The 16,797-nt window shown below is 65.6% G+C and carries 20 protein-coding genes; 14 read left to right on the top strand and 6 right to left on the bottom strand.

The window, feature by feature from the left end; translation table 11 throughout:
- Positions 1 to 412: 412 nt before the first annotated feature.
- From NATOC_RS07090 to NATOC_RS07110, 5 genes are read left to right on the top strand one after another with little or no spacing between them, the layout of a single operon-like run.
- A complete protein-coding gene (locus tag NATOC_RS07090) occupies positions 413 to 1,681 on the top strand; it encodes an urea ABC transporter substrate-binding protein (RefSeq protein WP_049888901.1) in 1,269 nt (422 codons plus the stop codon).
- A 1-nt stretch (position 1,682) separates the two neighbouring features.
- The gene (gene urtB / locus NATOC_RS07095) at positions 1,683 to 2,564 is read left to right on the top strand and encodes an urea ABC transporter, permease protein UrtB (protein ID WP_015320746.1); all 882 of its coding nucleotides are present in this window, start codon (positions 1,683 to 1,685) and stop codon (positions 2,562 to 2,564) included.
- On the top strand, positions 2,561 to 3,676 hold the full coding sequence (locus NATOC_RS07100; RefSeq protein ID WP_049888699.1) for an ABC transporter permease subunit: 1,116 nt from the start codon (positions 2,561 to 2,563) through the stop codon (positions 3,674 to 3,676). The genes urtB and NATOC_RS07100 overlap by 4 nt, the downstream gene beginning before the upstream one ends.
- A complete protein-coding gene (locus NATOC_RS07105) occupies positions 3,676 to 4,455 on the top strand; it encodes an ABC transporter ATP-binding protein (RefSeq protein WP_015320748.1) in 780 nt (259 codons plus the stop codon). The genes NATOC_RS07100 and NATOC_RS07105 overlap by 1 nt, the downstream gene beginning before the upstream one ends.
- Entirely contained in the window at positions 4,455 to 5,153 is a 699-nt protein-coding gene (locus NATOC_RS07110; protein WP_015320749.1) for an ABC transporter ATP-binding protein, read from the top strand. The genes NATOC_RS07105 and NATOC_RS07110 overlap by 1 nt, the downstream gene beginning before the upstream one ends.
- 31 nt (positions 5,154 to 5,184) lie before the next feature.
- On the opposite strand, the gene NATOC_RS07115 is transcribed toward NATOC_RS07110, so the two are convergent.
- Positions 5,185 to 5,724, bottom strand: a complete 540-nt coding sequence (locus NATOC_RS07115) for a CBS domain-containing protein (protein WP_015320750.1) — start codon at positions 5,722 to 5,724, stop codon at positions 5,185 to 5,187.
- Positions 5,725 to 5,773: 49 nt separating this feature from the next.
- Entirely contained in the window at positions 5,774 to 6,127 is a 354-nt protein-coding gene (locus NATOC_RS07120) for a DUF555 domain-containing protein (protein WP_015320751.1), read from the bottom strand.
- A 284-nt stretch (positions 6,128 to 6,411) separates the two neighbouring features.
- Here NATOC_RS07120 and NATOC_RS22270 point away from each other — a divergent pair, with 284 nt between their 5' ends.
- The 3 genes from NATOC_RS22270 (at position 6,412) to NATOC_RS07130 (ending at position 9,273) form a co-directional block, all read left to right on the top strand.
- Entirely contained in the window at positions 6,412 to 6,585 is a 174-nt protein-coding gene (locus tag NATOC_RS22270) for a hypothetical protein (RefSeq protein ID WP_015320752.1), read from the top strand.
- A 132-nt stretch (positions 6,586 to 6,717) separates the two neighbouring features.
- Positions 6,718 to 7,449 carry an archaeal proteasome endopeptidase complex subunit beta gene (gene psmB, locus NATOC_RS07125; RefSeq protein ID WP_015320753.1) on the top strand — a complete coding sequence of 244 codons (732 nt, stop codon included), beginning with the start codon at positions 6,718 to 6,720 and terminating at the stop codon, positions 7,447 to 7,449.
- Between the two features lie 138 nt (positions 7,450 to 7,587).
- On the top strand, positions 7,588 to 9,273 hold the full coding sequence (locus NATOC_RS07130; RefSeq protein WP_015320754.1) for an acyl-CoA synthetase: 1,686 nt from the start codon (positions 7,588 to 7,590) through the stop codon (positions 9,271 to 9,273).
- A gap of 29 nt (positions 9,274 to 9,302) precedes the next feature.
- Here the strand turns inward: NATOC_RS07130 and NATOC_RS07135 are convergent, their stop codons facing one another.
- Positions 9,303 to 10,433: a Gfo/Idh/MocA family protein gene (locus tag NATOC_RS07135; protein WP_015320755.1), complete on the bottom strand. Its 1,131-nt coding sequence runs from the start codon at positions 10,431 to 10,433 to the stop codon at positions 9,303 to 9,305.
- Positions 10,434 to 10,753: 320 nt separating this feature from the next.
- Between NATOC_RS07135 and NATOC_RS07140 the strand changes: the two genes are divergently transcribed.
- Positions 10,754 to 11,449, top strand: coding sequence for a ThuA domain-containing protein (locus NATOC_RS07140; protein WP_015320756.1), 696 nt, complete (start codon positions 10,754 to 10,756; stop codon positions 11,447 to 11,449).
- 30 nt (positions 11,450 to 11,479) lie between these two features.
- Here NATOC_RS07140 and NATOC_RS07145 read toward each other — a convergent pair whose 3' ends face one another.
- Positions 11,480 to 12,331: a translation initiation factor eIF-2B gene (locus tag NATOC_RS07145; RefSeq protein WP_015320757.1), complete on the bottom strand. Its 852-nt coding sequence runs from the start codon at positions 12,329 to 12,331 to the stop codon at positions 11,480 to 11,482.
- Positions 12,332 to 12,392: 61 nt separating this feature from the next.
- Entirely contained in the window at positions 12,393 to 12,716 is a 324-nt protein-coding gene (locus NATOC_RS07150) for a DUF5783 family protein (RefSeq protein WP_015320758.1), read from the bottom strand.
- A 127-nt stretch (positions 12,717 to 12,843) separates the two neighbouring features.
- Here NATOC_RS07150 and NATOC_RS07155 point away from each other — a divergent pair, with 127 nt between their 5' ends.
- The 5 genes from NATOC_RS07155 (at position 12,844) to NATOC_RS07175 (ending at position 16,492) form a co-directional block, all read left to right on the top strand.
- Positions 12,844 to 13,167 carry a hypothetical protein gene (locus NATOC_RS07155; protein ID WP_015320759.1) on the top strand — a complete coding sequence of 108 codons (324 nt, stop codon included), beginning with the start codon at positions 12,844 to 12,846 and terminating at the stop codon, positions 13,165 to 13,167.
- A 541-nt stretch (positions 13,168 to 13,708) separates the two neighbouring features.
- Positions 13,709 to 14,317, top strand: coding sequence for a trimeric intracellular cation channel family protein (locus tag NATOC_RS07160; protein WP_394296444.1), 609 nt, complete (start codon positions 13,709 to 13,711; stop codon positions 14,315 to 14,317).
- 147 nt (positions 14,318 to 14,464) lie between these two features.
- Complete coding sequence (locus NATOC_RS07165; protein WP_015320761.1) at positions 14,465 to 15,538, top strand: Mrp/NBP35 family ATP-binding protein; 1,074 nt, start codon at positions 14,465 to 14,467, stop codon at positions 15,536 to 15,538.
- Complete coding sequence (locus tag NATOC_RS07170; protein ID WP_015320762.1) at positions 15,535 to 15,765, top strand: hypothetical protein; 231 nt, start codon at positions 15,535 to 15,537, stop codon at positions 15,763 to 15,765. The genes NATOC_RS07165 and NATOC_RS07170 overlap by 4 nt, the downstream gene beginning before the upstream one ends.
- Before the next feature lie 76 nt (positions 15,766 to 15,841).
- On the top strand, positions 15,842 to 16,492 hold the full coding sequence (locus NATOC_RS07175; protein WP_015320763.1) for a uracil-DNA glycosylase: 651 nt from the start codon (positions 15,842 to 15,844) through the stop codon (positions 16,490 to 16,492).
- An 11-nt stretch (positions 16,493 to 16,503) separates the two neighbouring features.
- On the opposite strand, the gene NATOC_RS07180 is transcribed toward NATOC_RS07175, so the two are convergent.
- Positions 16,504 to 16,722 carry a hypothetical protein gene (locus NATOC_RS07180; protein ID WP_015320764.1) on the bottom strand — a complete coding sequence of 73 codons (219 nt, stop codon included), beginning with the start codon at positions 16,720 to 16,722 and terminating at the stop codon, positions 16,504 to 16,506.
- Positions 16,723 to 16,797: the final 75 nt, after the last annotated feature.

Raw genomic sequence — 16,797 nt, forward strand, 5'->3', positions numbered from 1 at the left:
GTCGTTCGATCGGGTTCCGCTGGTGACGGCCGGATTCGGTATTCGTTCAGAACTCGTCGAAGCTGATCGTCCAACCGTCGGCGGCGTTCGATCCGGAGTTTCGGCTCGTCGAGGACGTTCGCTCCCGTTCGAGCAGAGGTGGCTCGAGCTGGAGTCGGACGATCTCATTCCGAAAGGTGGAATTATATCGAGTAGTAGGGAATGTAGGACGACGAACGTCCAGAATATTATCGTCCTTATCGACGACCACTTATCAGGGGAGACGTTGTACTATTATCAGGGAACGCTTTTATATTAGTGATAGAGTCCGACGAACAGAGACGATGTCTGGACGAACGTCACTCTATTCCGGAGAATCAGTTGACGAACTAGCACTCCTATCGAGAAACGCTGCGTGTTCGGAGGGGTGTTCGTGAGCGAACGGTCGCTTACCCGCCGTTCGGTGCTCGCGGCCGGATCGACCGCTGCACTGGCGGCCACCGCCGGCTGCGTCGGCGAGGGGGCCGTCCTCGGGATGGGAGATGGCAGCCCGAATCCGACGGCCGCCGTCCTCGAAGACCGGTCCGGAACGTTCGCGCTGACGGGCACGGCAAAGTACCGGACGACGAAGCTCGCGATCGAGGAGATCAACCGCGACGGGGGGATCCTCGGTGAGGAGCTCGAGGTCTTCGCGCCGGACCCGCAGTCGGACAACATGCGCTACCAGGATCTGGCCCGTCACGCGATCTACCAGGAGGACGCCGACGTGCTGTGGGCAGGATACTCGAGCGCCACCCGCGAGGCGATCCGGCCGCTGATCAACGACCACGAGCAGCTGTACTTCTACACCACCCAGTACGAGGGCGGGGTCTGCGACAAGACCGTCTTTCCGCTCGGCGCGACGGCCCGCCAGCAGCTGGGCGCCGTCGTCCCGCACATGATCGAGGAGTACGGCGACGAGATCTACACGGTCGCCGCGGACTACAACTTCGGCCAGCGCTCGGGAGAGTGGGTGAAGATCATCGCCGAGGAACACGGTGCCGAGGTCGTCGGCGAGGAGTACATCCCGCTCGAGGAGTCCCAGTTCGGTTCGACGATCAACAACATCCAGGCCGCCGAGCCGGATTTCGTGATGTCGATGCTCGTCGGCCAGGATCACTCGGCGTTCTACGAACAGCGCCTGGCCAGCGGGCTCACCGACGTCCCGATCGGCACCTCGACGAACATGGCCCAGGAGCGCGAACACCTGCGGATCGATCCGCCCGCCCTGGAGGACGTCTACGCCGGCGTCAACTACATGGAGGAGCTGCCGACCGACCGCAACGAGGCGTTCGTCGAGCGCTACCACGAGCGCTGGGACGACGCGGAGTACATCAACCAGGAGGCTCAGAACAACTACTTCTCGGTCTACCTCTACAAGGAGGCCGTCGAACGCGCGGGAACGTTCGATCAGGCGGCCGTGATCGAGGCCCTCGAGTCGGGCCTCGAGGTCGAGGCCCCGGAGGGCGACGTCACGCTCGATCCGGCCACCCACCACATGAACCACAACATGCGTATCGCACACGCCGACGAGAACCACGAGATCAGCTTCGACGAACCGCGGACGATCGAACCAGTCTTCCTCCAGGAGGTCGGCTGTGACCTGACCGAACGGGCCGAACAGACCCAGTACGAACCCGACGCGCTCCCCGAGGTGGCCTGAGATGACGGGGGCAGGACTGCTGAACTTCGGCTTCGAGTTCGTCGAGATCTTCGCGTTCATCGTGCTGGCGACGGTCGGACTGGCGGTAATCTTCGGCATGATGGGAATCATCAACCTCGCCCACGGCGAGTTCATCCTCGTCGGCGCGTACGCAACGACGTTTACCTTCGCCGCGGGACTCCCGCTCCCGCTGGCGATGCTCACCGGCGTCGTGCTGACGGCGGTCTACGGGCTCGTCCTCGAGCGACTGATCGTTCGGCACCTCTACGGACGCCTGCTCGACTCGATGGTCGTCACCTGGGGGATCAGCCTCGTGATGATCCAGCTTACGCGGATCGTCTTCGGCAACACCGCTCCCGGGATCGGGATCCCGTTCGGACAGCTTCCGATCGTCGACGGCCCCGTCTACTACCTCGTCCTCGCAGCCGTCGCGGTCGGGGTGCTCGGCGGGCTGTACGCGCTGTTTATGTGGACCGAGTTCGGGATCCGCGCCCGCGCGACCATGCAAGACGAGGCGACCGCACGCAGCATGGGCGTCGACACCGACCGGATGTACATGTCGACGTTCGCCGTCGGCTCCGGATTGGCGGGCCTCGCGGGCGCGCTGTACGCACCCGTGATGACGGTCACGCCCGAGTACGGTACCGGCTTCCTGGTCGAGGCGTTCGTCGCGGTCGTCGTCGGCGGCGCCTCCGTCCTCGTGGGGACCGTCCTCGCCAGCGGCCTCCTCGGGACGGTCAACGCCGCGGTGACGAACGTCGCCGGCACCTTCATGGGACAGGTCGCGATGCTGATCGCCGCGATCGTCGCCATCCGGCTGATGCCCGACGGAATCACGGGAGTGCTCGCCGACTGGCGCGAGAACCGGGGTGAGAGCCAGTGAGCGTCGATTCGGGCGAGGGTCCCCTCGCCGCCCTCCGTCGACCGTTCGAGGGGCCGAACACGATGGGCAACTCGTCGGCGTTCTGGCTCGGCCTCGCGGTCGCCGTCGCCGTCCTCGCGGCGCTGCCCGCTCTCTTCGGGCTCTACGCCGCGGAGGTCGGCGCGGTGTTTCTCGCCTACGCCCTGCTCGGGATGAGTCTCGCGTTCATCTGGGGGTACTGTGGCATCCTCAGCTTCGGGCAGGTCGCCTTTTTCGGCGTCGCCGGCTACGCGTTCGGAATCATCGCGATCAACGCCACGACGCTGACCGGGCTGACACTCGCCCTGCTGGCGTCGATCGCCGTCTCGACGGCCTTCGCCGCGGCGCTTGGCTACTTCATGTTCTACGGCGGGGTGCGGGACGTCTACGTGACGATCCTCACGCTCGTCGTCGCGCTGGTGTTGTACACGTTCATGGGCCAGACCGCGGGTGGCGAGTGGTCGGTCGGCGACGCCCGGCTGGGCGGGTTCAACGGGATGAGCGGTGTTCCGGATCTCGCCGTCGGAATCGGTTCGACCGGAGTCGAGATCGGACTGCTCGGCCACTACTACGTGACGCTGGGTGCGCTCGTGGTGACCTACCTCGGGCTGCGCGCGCTCGTCAACAGTCAGTTCGGCTACGCGATGATCGCGACCCGCGAGGACGAGGATCGGACGGCGATGTTCGGCTACGACACGACGTTCATCAAGCTCGTCGTCTTCACGATCGGCGGTGCGATCGCCGGTCTCGGCGGCGTACTGTTTACCACGCAGAACAACTACGTCGATCCGAGCGTCTTCGGCATCACCGCCGCGGCGCTCCCGGTCGTCTGGGCCAGCGTCGGCGGCCGAACCTCGCTGATCGGCACCGTCGGCGCCGCGCTCGCGATCCAGTTCGTCGACTACCGGCTCGCGCTCTCGGGCAGCGAGTGGGCGCTGGTGGTGATCGGCTCGCTGCTGGTGTTCGTCGTCCTCGTGATGCCCGAGGGGATCGCCCCGCGGCTCCACGAGTACGTCCTCGAGTCCCGCGAGGACGCCGACTCGTCACCCGTTCCACCGGATCCGCCCGCGGCCGCCGAGGAGGTGAGCGACTGATGGCGACGAGCGATCCGACCGTCCGGACCGCGCCGGCGGTCGACGAAACCGGCGCGGACTCCTCACGGATCCTCCAGACGCGCGGACTGCGCAAGGAGTTCGGCGGACTCACCGCGACCGACGACGTCGACTTCGCCCTCGAGGCGGGCGAACTGCGCTGTCTCATCGGCCCCAACGGCGCCGGCAAGAGCACGTTCCTCAACCTGCTCACGGGACAGCTCGAGCCCACCGACGGGGAGATATACTACGACGGCGCCGACATCACGGGGCTGGCGTCCCACGAGCGAGTCGACCGCGGAATCAGCATGAAGTTCCAGGTGCCGAGCGTCTACGAGGGACTTACGGTGGCCCAGAACCTGCGGATCCCGCTCCAGCAGGTCGTCGGCCCCGACGCTTTCGACGCTCGTACACACGAGATCCTCGAGCGGTTCGGCCTGCTCGACCAGTGGGAGACCGTCGCCGGAGCGCTCTCTCACGGCCAGCAACAGCGCCTCGAGATCGGAATGGCGATGGCGACGGAGCCGAAGCTCATGCTGCTCGACGAGCCCGTCGCCGGACTCTCGGTCGAGGAGACCGCAGATATCGCTGAACTCCTCCGGGAGATCGCCGGCGACGACGGCGTCGCCCTGATTGTCATCGAACACGACATCGACTTCGTCGAAACGATCGCGGATCGGGTCACGGTTCTGGATGGGGGCTCGATCTTCAGGGAGGGCTCGATCGAGGAGATCAAGGCCGATCCCGAAGTGAAGCGGATCTACCTCGGAGGTGATCACTGATGCTCGAACTCACGAATCTGCACGCGTCGTACGGGAAGACACCGATCCTCCGCGGCGTCGACGTCGACGTCGACGAGGGGGAGATCGTCGGGATCATGGGGAAAAACGGCGTCGGCAAGACGACGCTCGTCAAGGCCGTCATGGGCCTGCTCGAGGTCGACGAGGGACGGATTCGTTTCGCCGGGAGCGACGTCACCGACGAGTCGGCCGATGTCCGGGCTCGTCGCGGAATCGGCTACATTCCGCAGGGACGAGACGTCTTTCCGGAACTGACCGTCGCCGAGAACCTACGGATCGGCGAGACGATCAACGAGAGCGACGACCGACTGCAGTACGAGGCCGTCTACGACTACTTCCCGATCCTCGAGGAGCGCCGCGACCAGGAGGCCGGGACGATGAGCGGCGGCCAGCGGCAACTACTCGCGATCGGCCGCGCGCTCGTCGGCAACCCCGATCTCCTCCTGCTGGACGAACCTTCCGAGGGCGTCCAGCCCTCGATCGTCCAGGATATCACGCGAGATCTGCAGCGGGTCAACGAGGAGCTCGGGACGACGATCCTGTTCGTCGAGCAGAACCTCCACGTCGTCCAGAACCTCGCCGAACGGTGCTACGCCATCGACAAGGGGACGATCGTCGACGAGCTCGAAGACGATCGACTCCAGTCCCGGGAGGCGGTGACGGAGTACCTCGCGGTGTAGCCGTCCCCGACTCGGGCGGTGCCGAACCGCGTCAGGAGAACCGCGCGGCGACGTCGGCTTCGGTGATGATCCCGACCGTCTCGCCGGCCTCGGTGATCATCACGGCCTTGTAGTGTTCGAGCAGATTGCTGATCTCGTCTAAGGTCGCGTCCTTCGAGACCGTCGGGAAACTCTCGCTCATGTGCCCTTCGATCGGCTCGTCGCGGGCCTCCGAATCCAGGTGGACGAGGTCGCTCTGGCTGATCGAACCGACCGGGATCCCGTCCTGGATGACCGCCAGTTGTGAGTACGCTTCCTCCTCCATCTTCCGGGCGGCCTCCTTGACGGGGTCGTCGGGTGCGACGCTGACGACCGCCTCGTTCATCAAGTCCTCGGCGCGGACGACGTCACTCTCGGCGGTCTCGAGGGCGTTGACGATCCGGCGTAGCGTCGAGAGCCGCGGATCGACGTCCCCGCCCTCGATCCGGGCGATCAGGGGTTGGGAGACCTCAGCTGTCTCGGCCAGTTCGCTCTGGGTCAACCCGAGTTCGGTGCGGCGCTGGCGCAGATCCGCGGGCGTCGGAAGCTCCATACGAGCCAATAACTAAGGGTTATAGAAAGGTGTTTGGGTGGTGGCGAAGCTACTCGTCGTCGGGCGTCTCGACGATCTCGACGACCGACAGCGGTACGTCCCGCAGAGCGCCCCCGACCTCGCTTTTCGCGATCCGGGAGGCGTGTTCCTCGCTGTCGGCGTTGAAAACCTCCATCTCGAGGGCCAGGCCGACGAGTGCGGTGTCGGCCGCGACGAACGCCGAGTCGAACGGTTCACCACAGGCCGGACAGCCCGTCGCGCCGACCTCGACCTCGACGTAGTCCAGCCCCTCGCTGTTGAGTCGTTTGCCGGCTTCGCTGACGGCGACACCGATCGCGTCGTCGATCTCATCGACGTCACGCACCAACCACGCTGCTTCCATCGCGACGAGGTAGTTTCCCATACCGGATGGTCGGTCCGGGGGGTTTCCTGCTTTGCGGTTCGGTTCGGCCGACGGTCGACGGCGCGCACGGGAACCGGATAATTCGCATAAGTTACGAGAATTGGCCGAATCGATTCGGGCCAGGATAGCCGAATCCCGGTCCCGGACCACATCGAGTTGGCCGTTCTGCAAGTCTGGTTGAATCGCAAGACGGCACCGACTTATTTCTGAATCAACGATCGTTATACTCTTCGCTCGGCAGGAACACTTATATATCACCTCGGTCTCCCAACGGGTGAACGCCGATGAAAACCCGCGTGCACCACGCGACACTGTTCGCACTGTACCAGCTCAGCATCGTCGTCGGCATCCTCATGATGCCGCTTGCGATGGCGACCCGCCAGGCCGGCTACACCCTCCCGATCCACCGTCTGATCGAAACCGTCGGCGAAGCCTACGACGACGTCAACCAGGAGTGAACTGGGACCGTTTTCCGTTCGATGCCGTTCCAGCACCGCTCTCGATCGACGGCGCCGTACGGACCGTCGGTACCGGAAACGAGCGTTGTGACCGCCGATGTTTTATATGGCCCCGACCGTAACCTTCGGTCAATGCGTACGCCTACTCACGACTCGGACTTTTCCCGAACGAGCGAGCAGCTGTCGGCGGAGGTCAACCCCTACGAGCCCGAACTCGGCTCGCTGCCACAGAACGACCTCTCGGCGGCCGACCTCGACAATGTCAACAAGACCGGGACGACGACGATCGGTATCACGACCGCCGACGGCGTCGTCATCGCGACGGACATGCGCGCCAGCCTCGGTGGCCGATTCGTCTCGAACAAGAACGTTCAGAAGGTCGAGCAGATCCATCCCACTGGTGCGCTGACGATGGTCGGCAGCGTCGGCGGTGCCCAGTCGTTCATCAAGAGCCTGCGCGCCGAGGTCAATCTCAACGAGGCCCGACGCGGCGAGGCCATGAGCATCGACGCGCTCGCGACCCTCGCCGGAAACTTCGCCCGCGGCGGCCCCTTCTTCGCCATCCACCCGATCCTGGGCGGTGTCGACGAGGAGGGTAGCCACGTCTACAGCATCGACCCCGCCGGCGGCGTCATGGAAGACGACTACACCGTCACCGGCTCCGGGATGCAGCTGGCCTACGGTCACCTAGAGCAGGCCTACGAGGACGACATGTCCAACGAGGAGGCCAAGACGGTCGCCGCACGCAGCATCAAGTCCGCGGCCGAACGCGACACCGGCTCCGGGAACGGCGTGTTCCTCTGTGAGATCACCGAGGAGAGCGTCGACATCCACGGCCACCACGACTTCGACGAAGTCATATAATCCGCTCGTCGCTCGATCGCGGCTGCTTTTCCGTCTTGTTCGGTTCCTGCGAGCGCCGTTGCCGTTCTCGGACGCGATAGCGACGTCGCAACCATCACTGGGACAACAGTTATACTGCATGTTGTTAGTTGGTATCATATGGCGGTAGAACATAATCTCGAGAGCTACGAGGCGGCCCGTGAATCGTTCGACTGGGACGACATCTACGCCGACGCCGACTGGGACGCCCCCGAGGAGATCAACATCGGCCACGAGGTCTGCGACCGTCACGTCGAGGACGGGGATCGGGTCGCGCTCCGACAGGTCGGCGTCGACGGCGAGTCCCGCACCCTCACGTTCGAGGACGTGGCCGAGCGAACGAACCGGTTCGCGAACGTCCTCGAGGAACTCGAGATCGAACGGGGCGAGCGCGTGTTCTCCTACATGCCTCGGATCCCGGAACACTACGTCGCGCTGGTGGGAACGCTCAAGCGCGGCGCCGTCTTTGGCGGGGTCAACGAGCGGTTCGGTCCCGACGGGATCTCCTATCGACTCGAGGACTGCGACGCCTCGGCGGTCGTCACGACCAGCGACAACTTAGACACCGTCGAGGACGCCCTCGCTGACGCCCCTTCGGTCGAGCACGTCCTCGTCGTCGACCGGGGCGAGGGGGTCGGCGAGCGGGTCAATCTGGCGGACGCGCTCGCGGACGCCGCCCCGGAGTACGACACTGTCCGGACGAGCGGCGAGGACGACGCCCTGCTGTACTACACCAGCGGGACCACCGGGCCCGCGAAGGGGGTGCTCCACAAACACCGCTGGGTCACCGGCGTGGCTGCCACCCAGCAGTTCGCGGTCGACCTCCGTGAGGACGACTGCTACTGGTCGACGGGCGATCTGGGCTGGCTCACGGGACCGATCAACACCCTGGGCGCGTGGTTCTGGGGGACTGAACTGTTCACCTACGAGGGCGAGTTCGACCCCGAGACCTGGGCCGACCTGCTCGACGAGTACCCGATCACGGTGCTTTTCAGCGTTCCGACTGCCTACCGGATGCTCCGGGAGAACGAGGCCGTCCTCGAGGGCTGCGAGCTCGATCTTCGCCATGCGCTCTCGATCGGCGAACCGCTCTCGGCGGGTGTCGTCGAGTGGGGCGAGGACGTCCTCGGCGTGACCGTCCACGACACCTACGGCCAGACCGAGACGGGCAACATGATCATCAACAACTACCCGACGATGGAGCTGCGGCCGGGCAGCATGGGGAAGCCGCTGCCCGGGATCACGGCCGAAATCGTCGACCCCGAGACCGGTGAGGTTCTCGGGCCGGGCGAGACGGGCGAGATCGCCCAGCGGGGTGACTACCCCTGTTTCTTCGCCGAGTACTGGCGGAAACCCGAGAAGACCCGGGATTGCTTCGTCGACGGACCCGACGGCGAGTGGTACCTCTCGGGTGACCTGGCACACAGGGACGAGGACGGCTACTTCTGGTTCGAGGGACGGGCCGACGACGTGATCATCTCCTCGGGGTACCGGATCGGCCCCTTCGAGGTCGAGAGCTCGCTGGGCGAACACGAGGCGGTCGCGGAGGCCGCGGTCGTCCCGAAGCCCGACCGCCAGCGTGGGACAATCGTCAAGGCCTACGTCGTTCCGAGCGAGTCCGCTGACCCCACGGAAGCCACAAAAGAGGACATCAAGACCTACGTCCGGGAGGAGCTCTCGGCCCACGAGTATCCCCGCGAGATCGAGTTCCGCGAGGAGCTCCCGAAGACGGTGACCGGGAAGATTCGCCGCACCGAACTGCAGGACGACGCCGCCGAAGAGGCGGGCGAGGCCGAAACGGCGTAACGGAAGAAGGGGTCGCGAGGCTGCGTTCGTCAGTCCGACTGCTGTGTGGTCTCGAGTTCGGGTGTGGCCTCTGACTCGGCGATCTCGGGGGTCTCGATCCGCTGTGCGCGGCCCGTCTCGCTCGATCGGTAGATCGCGTCGATGACCCGCTGGACCGTCAGGGCCTCCTCGACCGTGTTCGTCTCGGGCTCGACGCCCGCGGCGACCGTCTCGAGGAACCGGGCGTCCTGCTCCTGGTGGCCCGTCAGCGAGGCGTCGCCGGTGAGGCTGACGTCGGCGTAGTGATCGCAGCCGGCCGTGCCGGCCTCGAGGATCTCCATGTCCGTCGAGCCGATGTCGAACTGGGCGCCCGCGTCGGTCCCCCGCACGCGGAACTCCATGCTCGGCTCGCGGTTGGTCGCCCACGCGGCCTCGAGCGAGATCGTTCGGCCGTCCTTGCAGCGAACGAAGGCGCTGACCGAGTCGTCGACCTCGTAGGTCTCTGCGGTTCCGTCCCAGGCGTCGCCGAACCCGTCGGGGTCGGCGTAGTCGTCGTCCATCCCGAACGTCGAGCGGGCGACGCCGCTGACCTCGACGACCTCGGGAAAGTCCATCGCGTACAGCGCGAGGTCGATCGCGTGGACGCCGATGTCGAGCAGCGACCCCCCGCCGGCGAGGTCGGCGTCGGTGAACCACGAGCCGGGACCGGGCACCCCGCGCCGTCGAACGTAGTTGGCCTCGACGTGGGTGAGCTCGCCGAAGCGGTCGCGTTGCTCGTCGAACATCGCCATCGAGGCGGCGTGGCGGTTGTGGAACCCGACCATGCAGATTCCCTCGGCCTCGGCCGCCGCGTCGGCGATCCGCTCGGCGCTCTCTAACGTGTGGGCCAGCGGCTTCTCGACGAGGACGTGGTTACCGGCCTCGAGGGCGTCGATCGTGATCGGCTCGTGAAAGCGGTTCGGCGTCGTCACGATGACGGCGTCGACGTCCTCGTCGACGACCAGTCCCTCGTGGGTCTCGTAGGTTCTGGCACCGAACTCGGCGGCGAACCCCTCGCGCTGGTCCTCGACGAGGTCCGCGCCGGCGACGACCTCGGCGCCGAACTCCTCGACGCTCCGGGCGTGGAGGTGGCCCATCCCGCCGAGACCGACGACGCCGACGCCGATGTCCGCCTCGATCACTGAGAAACCCCCCGTTTCTCACCCGTCGTTTCGATTTCTGCACCGAAAACCCCGAATTTCGCTGTCGTTTGCGTACGATCCTGATTCATACCGAAACGCGGGCAGCGATCGAGATAAGTATTGTGTCCCGCAAATCTGTACATCGACTGTTCATATACACTCGGCGATAGTATTCCCGAATAAAACCACCGACGAATACGGTCCGAACTCCGCGATTACTCTCCGTCCGGAGCTCACCGTCCGAATAAATTATCCATTGTGTCCCGCCGCGAGGACGCCGACCGGTCCAGCTAAGGACGTGCGGGCGGGAGCTCCCGGCCATGGTCGCAGTCACAATCTGGAACGAGTTCCGACACGAACAGGAAGAGGAAGAGGCCGCCGCAGTCTATCCCGACGGGATCCACGGGGCGCTGGCCGACGTCTTCGCTGACGCCCACGAGGTGCGGACGGCCACCCTCGACGAACCGGAACACGGGCTCACCGAGGACGTCCTCGATGCCACCGACGTCTTGCTGTGGTGGGGTCACATCGCTCACGACGAGGTCGACGACGAGATCGTCGACCGGGTCCAGGAGCGCGTCCTCGAGGGGATGGGGCTGATCGTCCTCCACTCCGGCCACTTCTCGAAGATCTTCAAGCGGCTCATGGGGACGACCTGTAACCTCCAGTGGCGCGAGGACGGCGGTCGCGAGCGGCTGTGGGTCGTCGACCCCGGCCACCCGATCGCCGACGGGCTCGGGGAGTCGATCGAACTCCCGACGACGGAGATGTACGGCGAGCCGTTCGACGTCCCCGAACCCGACCGACTCGTCTTCACGAGCTGGTTCGAGGGCGGCGAGGTGTTCCGCAGCGGCTGCTGTTACCGGCGCGGGAACGGCCGGATCTTCTACTTCCGACCGGGTCACGAGACGTACCCGATCTACGAGAACGAGGATATCCAGCGGGTCCTGAAGAACGCGGTCGAGTGGGCGAGTCCGCGTGCGGGCTCGCCACGGACGTTCGGGGAACGCGAGTGAGCGGCGACCGGCGCCTCCTCGTCGGCGAAGCTACAGTTCCTGGCGACCCTCGTCGGTGATCACGCTCTCGAGCAACTCGATCGGCGTGGCGTCGTAGGAGGGGTTCTCGATCGCGAACCCCTCGGCGGGCTCGGACATCACCTCGCTGCCGGGGCGGTACTCGTTCTCGAAGACGAACCCCTCGCCGACGATCTTCGAGGCCGAGCCGACGACCGTGACCGGGACGTCGAGCTGGGCCGCCGTCGCGGCGATCGGGAAGGTCCCGACGCGGTTGTACAGCGTCTCGTCGACGATACAGTCCATCCCGACGACGACCCGATCGCAGTCCTCGAGGTAGAGCCCGTGGGCGCTGTCGGTGATCAGCGTCGCGTCGACGCCCTCCAGATCGGCGAGGGACCGAGCCGTCTTGCGACCGATGTAGCGCGGGCGAGCCTCGGTGATGTAGACCTCGAACTCCTTGCCGGCCTCGACGGCCCGTTCGAGGGCCTCGAGGACCGTCGAGGAGTAGTCGTGGGTCAGCAGGGTGGCGCTGTCCTCGAGATACTCGACGGCGTTCTCGGCGGCCAGATCCTTCCCCGATTCGACCCGGGAGACGACCGCGTCGATTCGCTCCTGGGTGAGTTCCTTGGCCTCCGGGACCGTGTCGACGTCGGCCTCGGTGACGTCGTCGACGACCTCACGGACGGCGTTCTGGAGCGAGGCGTGAGAGGGGTTCGCCCGGCGCAGTACCGACCCGTTGCGCTCGAGGGCGCGTTCGTACTCCTCGAGTGTGGCGAACTCCCGTTCGAGGAGCTCCTCGAGCGCTCGCGTCGCGTTTACCGCGACTACCGAGGAGCTGTGTGTCTGCAGGTCCTTGATCTCCTCGACCGTCTCGTCGATCATACCTCCACGGATTCCCGTGAAGGCAAAAGGTGTTCCGGGTGTCCTCGCGATCCGAACGCGGCTACGCGTCGTCGAACTCGAAGCTCCGAACCAGTTCGTCCGCGATGCGCTCGCGAAACTCCGCGAGGACGGTGTCGAACTGCTCGGTGTCGTCGACCGCGGCCCGGACGTCCTCGACGCGCTCGTCGGGCAGCTCGATCCGGAACTCGCGGTCGCCGACGTAGACGGGCTCGCTCTCGCTCAACACCTTCCGGTCGATCGCACGGAGGATCTCCGACTCGTACCGGCCGTGGAGCTGGTCGTAGGCGTTCGAGTACGCCGCCTCGAGCTCCTCGAAGTAGTGGACGTACTTCTCCTCGAACTTCTCGGGGTCGAACTCGGTCACGGGTGGTGTTCGGGGAGCGAGGGGGTAAACGGTTCGGGACCCCGACGTCCTCGGCACGGCCCACGGTTCGTCGAGGACGGAGCGTCCGTCCCGCAGGCTTACCTTCGCGAACTCCCTAGAGCTGGTGATGACCGTTACCGTCCGCTACACCTGTCCCCACTGCGACGCGGTCCACAGCCTCGAGCGCCCGCCCGATCTCGCCGACCGCTCGGTGACGACGGTCTCCCAGCCGGGCTGGGAGTACGCTTCCCCCGACGACCCCGATCGCGAGGACGCCGACGGGATCGCCTTCGTCTGTGGCGAGGACGGCCCGACGACGGATCTCGACGGCGAGCCCGTGGAGGGCTGTGACCGTTCGTTCTACCTCAACTTCGTCAGGTACGAACACGGCGTCGAACTCGATCCCGATCCGCCGACGTACGGCGGCCCGCGGTTCGATTTCAACGCGTGAGAAGCTGTTGTTCGGACCGCTACGCATAGGACAAGTACTGTTTGGTACTTTCGAATACAGGAGAGTGAAAAGAACAAACTGGTTATAACTTCTCGGCGATTTCCTCAGCAGTAGTCACCAGTCGATAGAGTAGATAAATGACACCCAAACCGCCGAGAACGAGAAGTGCAGGAATGGGTTCAAGGCCTAACAGAGAGACTATAGCAACCCCAACAAGCAACGAGAGAAAAAGTTCGGCCAACGTTCTGTGGGGATGATCGGTATGAGAGGAGGCCATATTTTGATTTCAGATTCTTGATTGAAATTCTTTGTGAAAATGGGTGGTCTAAGGTGCTGGTTGAGACGCTCAGCGTTAGGTACGCATCCCTACGTAACGCAGTCCCCTCGAAATCCGAGTTCGCCGTCAGCACCCGTAGAGCAGCCGTCCAGAGCGAAACCGCAACAATTCTCGCATACGTAGCGTTCAAGGCGTCTTTTCCCGTAGCCGCGGGTAGTGACCCAAGAGCTCATCGGGGTGTTGTTCGGCGACCCGTTCGCCGTGATGAACACGATCGGGCTGGTCGCGTTCGCACTCGTCGGCTCGAGCAAGGCGATTCGCGAGCGGTTCGATCTGTTCGGCATCGCCGTCGTCGGACTGGCCATGGCGTTCGCCGGCGGGGTGACACGCGACGTCCTCGTGGCCCGCGTACCGTTAGCGCTGCAGTCGCCGATCGAGATCGCACTCGGACTGCTCGGCGTGAGTTTGGCGATCGCCCTGAGCGTCGTACTGCGCTCCCCGGACGATCACCCGATCACGCTCGTTTCGGACGCGATCGGACTCGCGGCCTTCGCCACGACCGGAGCCATCGTCGCGACGGAGACCGGCGTGTCGGCGTTCGGCGTCGTGGCTATCGCGACGATCAACGCGGCAGGCGGTGGTGCGGTCGCCGATATCCTCCTCGATCGATCACCCTTTATCCTCCTCGAGGACTTCTATGCGAGCTGTGCAGTGCTGGGCGGGAGTGCGTACTGGCTGGCCGGAGCTGTGGGTGCGACCGCGGGGACCGCTGCCGCGGCGTGTGCAGCGGTGACGCTCGCGACCCGGCTGGCTGCGGTGTCGTACGGCTGGAGTCTCCCGACGGCACAGAAGCTGGAATCGTTCGGCAAGTAGCTCGAGCTCGTCTCCGTTACAGTCGCGAGAGGCGTCCGCCGTCCGGTTCGATCCGCTCCAGCCGTACTTCCGCACCCGGATCGCCTCCTCCATCGGACACCGATATCCGAACACAACCCTTTTCGACGGCGGGCCGTACCCTCCGGTATGGACGAAGACGCCGTTCGCGACCGCCTCCGGACGGTCGAAGATCCGGAACTCGAGGACGACATCGTCTCGCTCGGGCTCGTCAACGAGCTCTCGGTCGACGGCGAGGAGGTCGACATCGACCTCGCGCTCGGGGCGCCCTACTCCCCGACCGAGACCGACATCGCCGGCGAGGTCCGGGAGCTGCTGCTCGAGGAGGGTCTGGAGCCGAACCTCTCTGCGAGCATTCCAGACCGGGACGACGGGGGCGACGAACAGGTGCTACCGGGAGTCAAGAACGTCATCGCCGTCGCCTCCGGGAAGGGCGGGGTCGGCAAGTCGACCGTCGCGACGAACCTCGCGGCCGGGCTCTCCCAGCTCGGTGCCCGGGTCGGTCTGTTCGACGCCGACGTCTACGGGCCGAACGTCCCGCGGATGTTCGACGCCGACGAGCCGCCGATGGCCACCGAGGACGAGACCCTCGTCCCGCCCGAGAAGTACGGCGTGAAGCTGATGAGCATGGCCTTCCTCACCGGCGAGGACGACCCCGTCATCTGGCGGGGACCGATGGTCCACAAGGTCATCACCCAGCTCACAGAGGACGTCGAGTGGGGGAACCTGGATTACCTGATCGTCGACCTCCCGCCGGGGACGGGCGACACCCAGCTGACGATGCTCCAGACGATGCCCGTCACGGGCGCCGTGATCGTCACGACCCCCCAGGACGTCGCCTTAGACGACGCCCGGAAGGGACTGGAGATGTTCGCTAAACACGACACCGTCGTGCTCGGTATCGCCGAGAACATGTCGACGTTCGCCTGTCCTGACTGCGGCGGGGAACACGACATCTTCGGCTCGGGCGGCGGCGAGGAGTTCGCCGAGACCCACGAGATGCCGTTCCTCGGCTCGATCCCGCTCGATCCGACCGTCCGCGAGGGCGGCGACGGCGGGGAGCCGACCGTCGTCTCCGACGACGGCGAGACCGGGGACGCGTTCCGAACGATCACCGAGAACGTCGCGAACAACACGGGGATCGTCCACCGACGCGGCGCTTCGCAGTCGAGCGGGCAGGGAACCCGCGTCTCGGAGCGATGACCGACCCCGAAGATCCCGAGTTCGAGCCCGACCCCGAACGGGTCGACGCGCTGCGGGAGGTCGCGGACGAGATCCGCGGCGAGAGTAGCGAGCGAAAGCAGCTCGCCAACATCCTCTACCGGACCAGCGACCTCTACGACGAGAGCGAGGACACCTCGCCCGAGGAGATCGTCCGAAACGTGAAGTTCATCCTCGAGGTCACCGAACGCGGCGGGCTCGATCGCTGACCGTCCGATTTCGGCCGTGGGCTCCGTCGGAGCCGCCAGGCGCGGCGCTTTTGGTTCCCTGTCCCGAGGTACCACCGTGGACGCGAACCAGCAAACCCGCGCGAACCCGTACGGGATGGACGAGGACTGCCGGAACTGTCCGGCGCTCTGTGAGACGCGCACGCAGGTGGTCCACGGCTACGGTGACGTCGGCGCGGACTTCCTGTTCGTCGGCGAGCGGCCGACGGCCAGGGCCGACGAGGTCGGCGTCCCCTTCCTCGTCGAGGACTCCGAGCGGAGCGACGAGGACGGCACCTCCCTGCGACGAATGCTCGAACGGCTGGGCCTCTGTGACGCGACCTCGCCCGCCGACCGCCCCGAGCTCGAGAACGTCTACCTGACGAACCTCACCCGGTGTCGCGACCCCGATCGGAAGCCGACCGACGGGGAGATCGGCAACTGCGAGCCCTACCTCAACGCCGAGATCCGGATGATCAACCCCGAGATCATCGTCCCGGTCGGCGAGCGTGCCCTCGCCGAGATCGGCGTCGAGTACACGACGACGCCCGTCGAGGAGCTCGCGCTCGAATCGGACCACGCGACGACGATCCGCGGGCGCGGGTTCGAGCTCGTGCCGATGGTCGAGCCCCGGGAACAGACCGACGCCCAGACCCAGGCGTGGCTCGAGCACTTCGTGGAGCTGATGGCGTCGGACTATCGACAGACGAAAGGTCGACAGAAACGCTAACGGCAGTCGCGCTACCAGTACGGGTTCTCCAGCCGTCGCGTCGATCCCGAGCCGAGAGCGATCAGCGCACCGACAACGACTGCGGCGATGGCGAGCGAGCCGACCGTCGGCGCAAGCCACTCGCCCGGCGAGTCGATGACGTAGCCCGCCAGGAAGCCGCCGACGCCGACGCCGACCAGCAGTGCGATCGCGAGCGTTCCGACCAGTCCGGTGCTCGAACGCGAGTCCATACCGACACACTGGTCTCGATCCCCATAGTTTTACGCGACACGACGGCTCGGACTGGAGGCGCCGCGTTCAAGGCC

Source organism: Natronococcus occultus SP4, assembly GCF_000328685.1.
In the GTDB taxonomy this organism is placed as follows: domain Archaea; phylum Halobacteriota; class Halobacteria; order Halobacteriales; family Natrialbaceae; genus Natronococcus; species Natronococcus occultus.

What these genes read in the sequence shown, in the direction of transcription:
- NATOC_RS07165 (WP_015320761.1), top strand. Translation starts at nt 14,465, where the DNA reads ATGGACGAAGACGCCGTTCGCGACCGCCTCCGGACGGTCGAAGATCCG.
- NATOC_RS07145 (WP_015320757.1), bottom strand. Translation starts at nt 12,331, where the DNA reads ATGATCGACGAGACGGTCGAGGAGATCAAGGACCTGCAGACACACAGC.
- psmB (WP_015320753.1), top strand. Translation starts at nt 6,718, where the DNA reads ATGCGTACGCCTACTCACGACTCGGACTTTTCCCGAACGAGCGAGCAG.
- NATOC_RS22270 (WP_015320752.1), top strand. Translation starts at nt 6,412, where the DNA reads ATGAAAACCCGCGTGCACCACGCGACACTGTTCGCACTGTACCAGCTC.
- NATOC_RS07160 (WP_394296444.1), top strand. Translation starts at nt 13,709, where the DNA reads ATGAACACGATCGGGCTGGTCGCGTTCGCACTCGTCGGCTCGAGCAAG.
- NATOC_RS07155 (WP_015320759.1), top strand. Translation starts at nt 12,844, where the DNA reads ATGACCGTTACCGTCCGCTACACCTGTCCCCACTGCGACGCGGTCCAC.
- NATOC_RS07170 (WP_015320762.1), top strand. Translation starts at nt 15,535, where the DNA reads ATGACCGACCCCGAAGATCCCGAGTTCGAGCCCGACCCCGAACGGGTC.
- NATOC_RS07180 (WP_015320764.1), bottom strand. Translation starts at nt 16,722, where the DNA reads ATGGACTCGCGTTCGAGCACCGGACTGGTCGGAACGCTCGCGATCGCA.
- NATOC_RS07115 (WP_015320750.1), bottom strand. Translation starts at nt 5,724, where the DNA reads ATGGAGCTTCCGACGCCCGCGGATCTGCGCCAGCGCCGCACCGAACTC.
- urtB (WP_015320746.1), top strand. Translation starts at nt 1,683, where the DNA reads ATGACGGGGGCAGGACTGCTGAACTTCGGCTTCGAGTTCGTCGAGATC.
- NATOC_RS07140 (WP_015320756.1), top strand. Translation starts at nt 10,754, where the DNA reads ATGGTCGCAGTCACAATCTGGAACGAGTTCCGACACGAACAGGAAGAG.
- NATOC_RS07120 (WP_015320751.1), bottom strand. Translation starts at nt 6,127, where the DNA reads ATGGGAAACTACCTCGTCGCGATGGAAGCAGCGTGGTTGGTGCGTGAC.
- NATOC_RS07105 (WP_015320748.1), top strand. Translation starts at nt 3,676, where the DNA reads ATGGCGACGAGCGATCCGACCGTCCGGACCGCGCCGGCGGTCGACGAA.
- NATOC_RS07130 (WP_015320754.1), top strand. Translation starts at nt 7,588, where the DNA reads ATGGCGGTAGAACATAATCTCGAGAGCTACGAGGCGGCCCGTGAATCG.
- NATOC_RS07110 (WP_015320749.1), top strand. Translation starts at nt 4,455, where the DNA reads ATGCTCGAACTCACGAATCTGCACGCGTCGTACGGGAAGACACCGATC.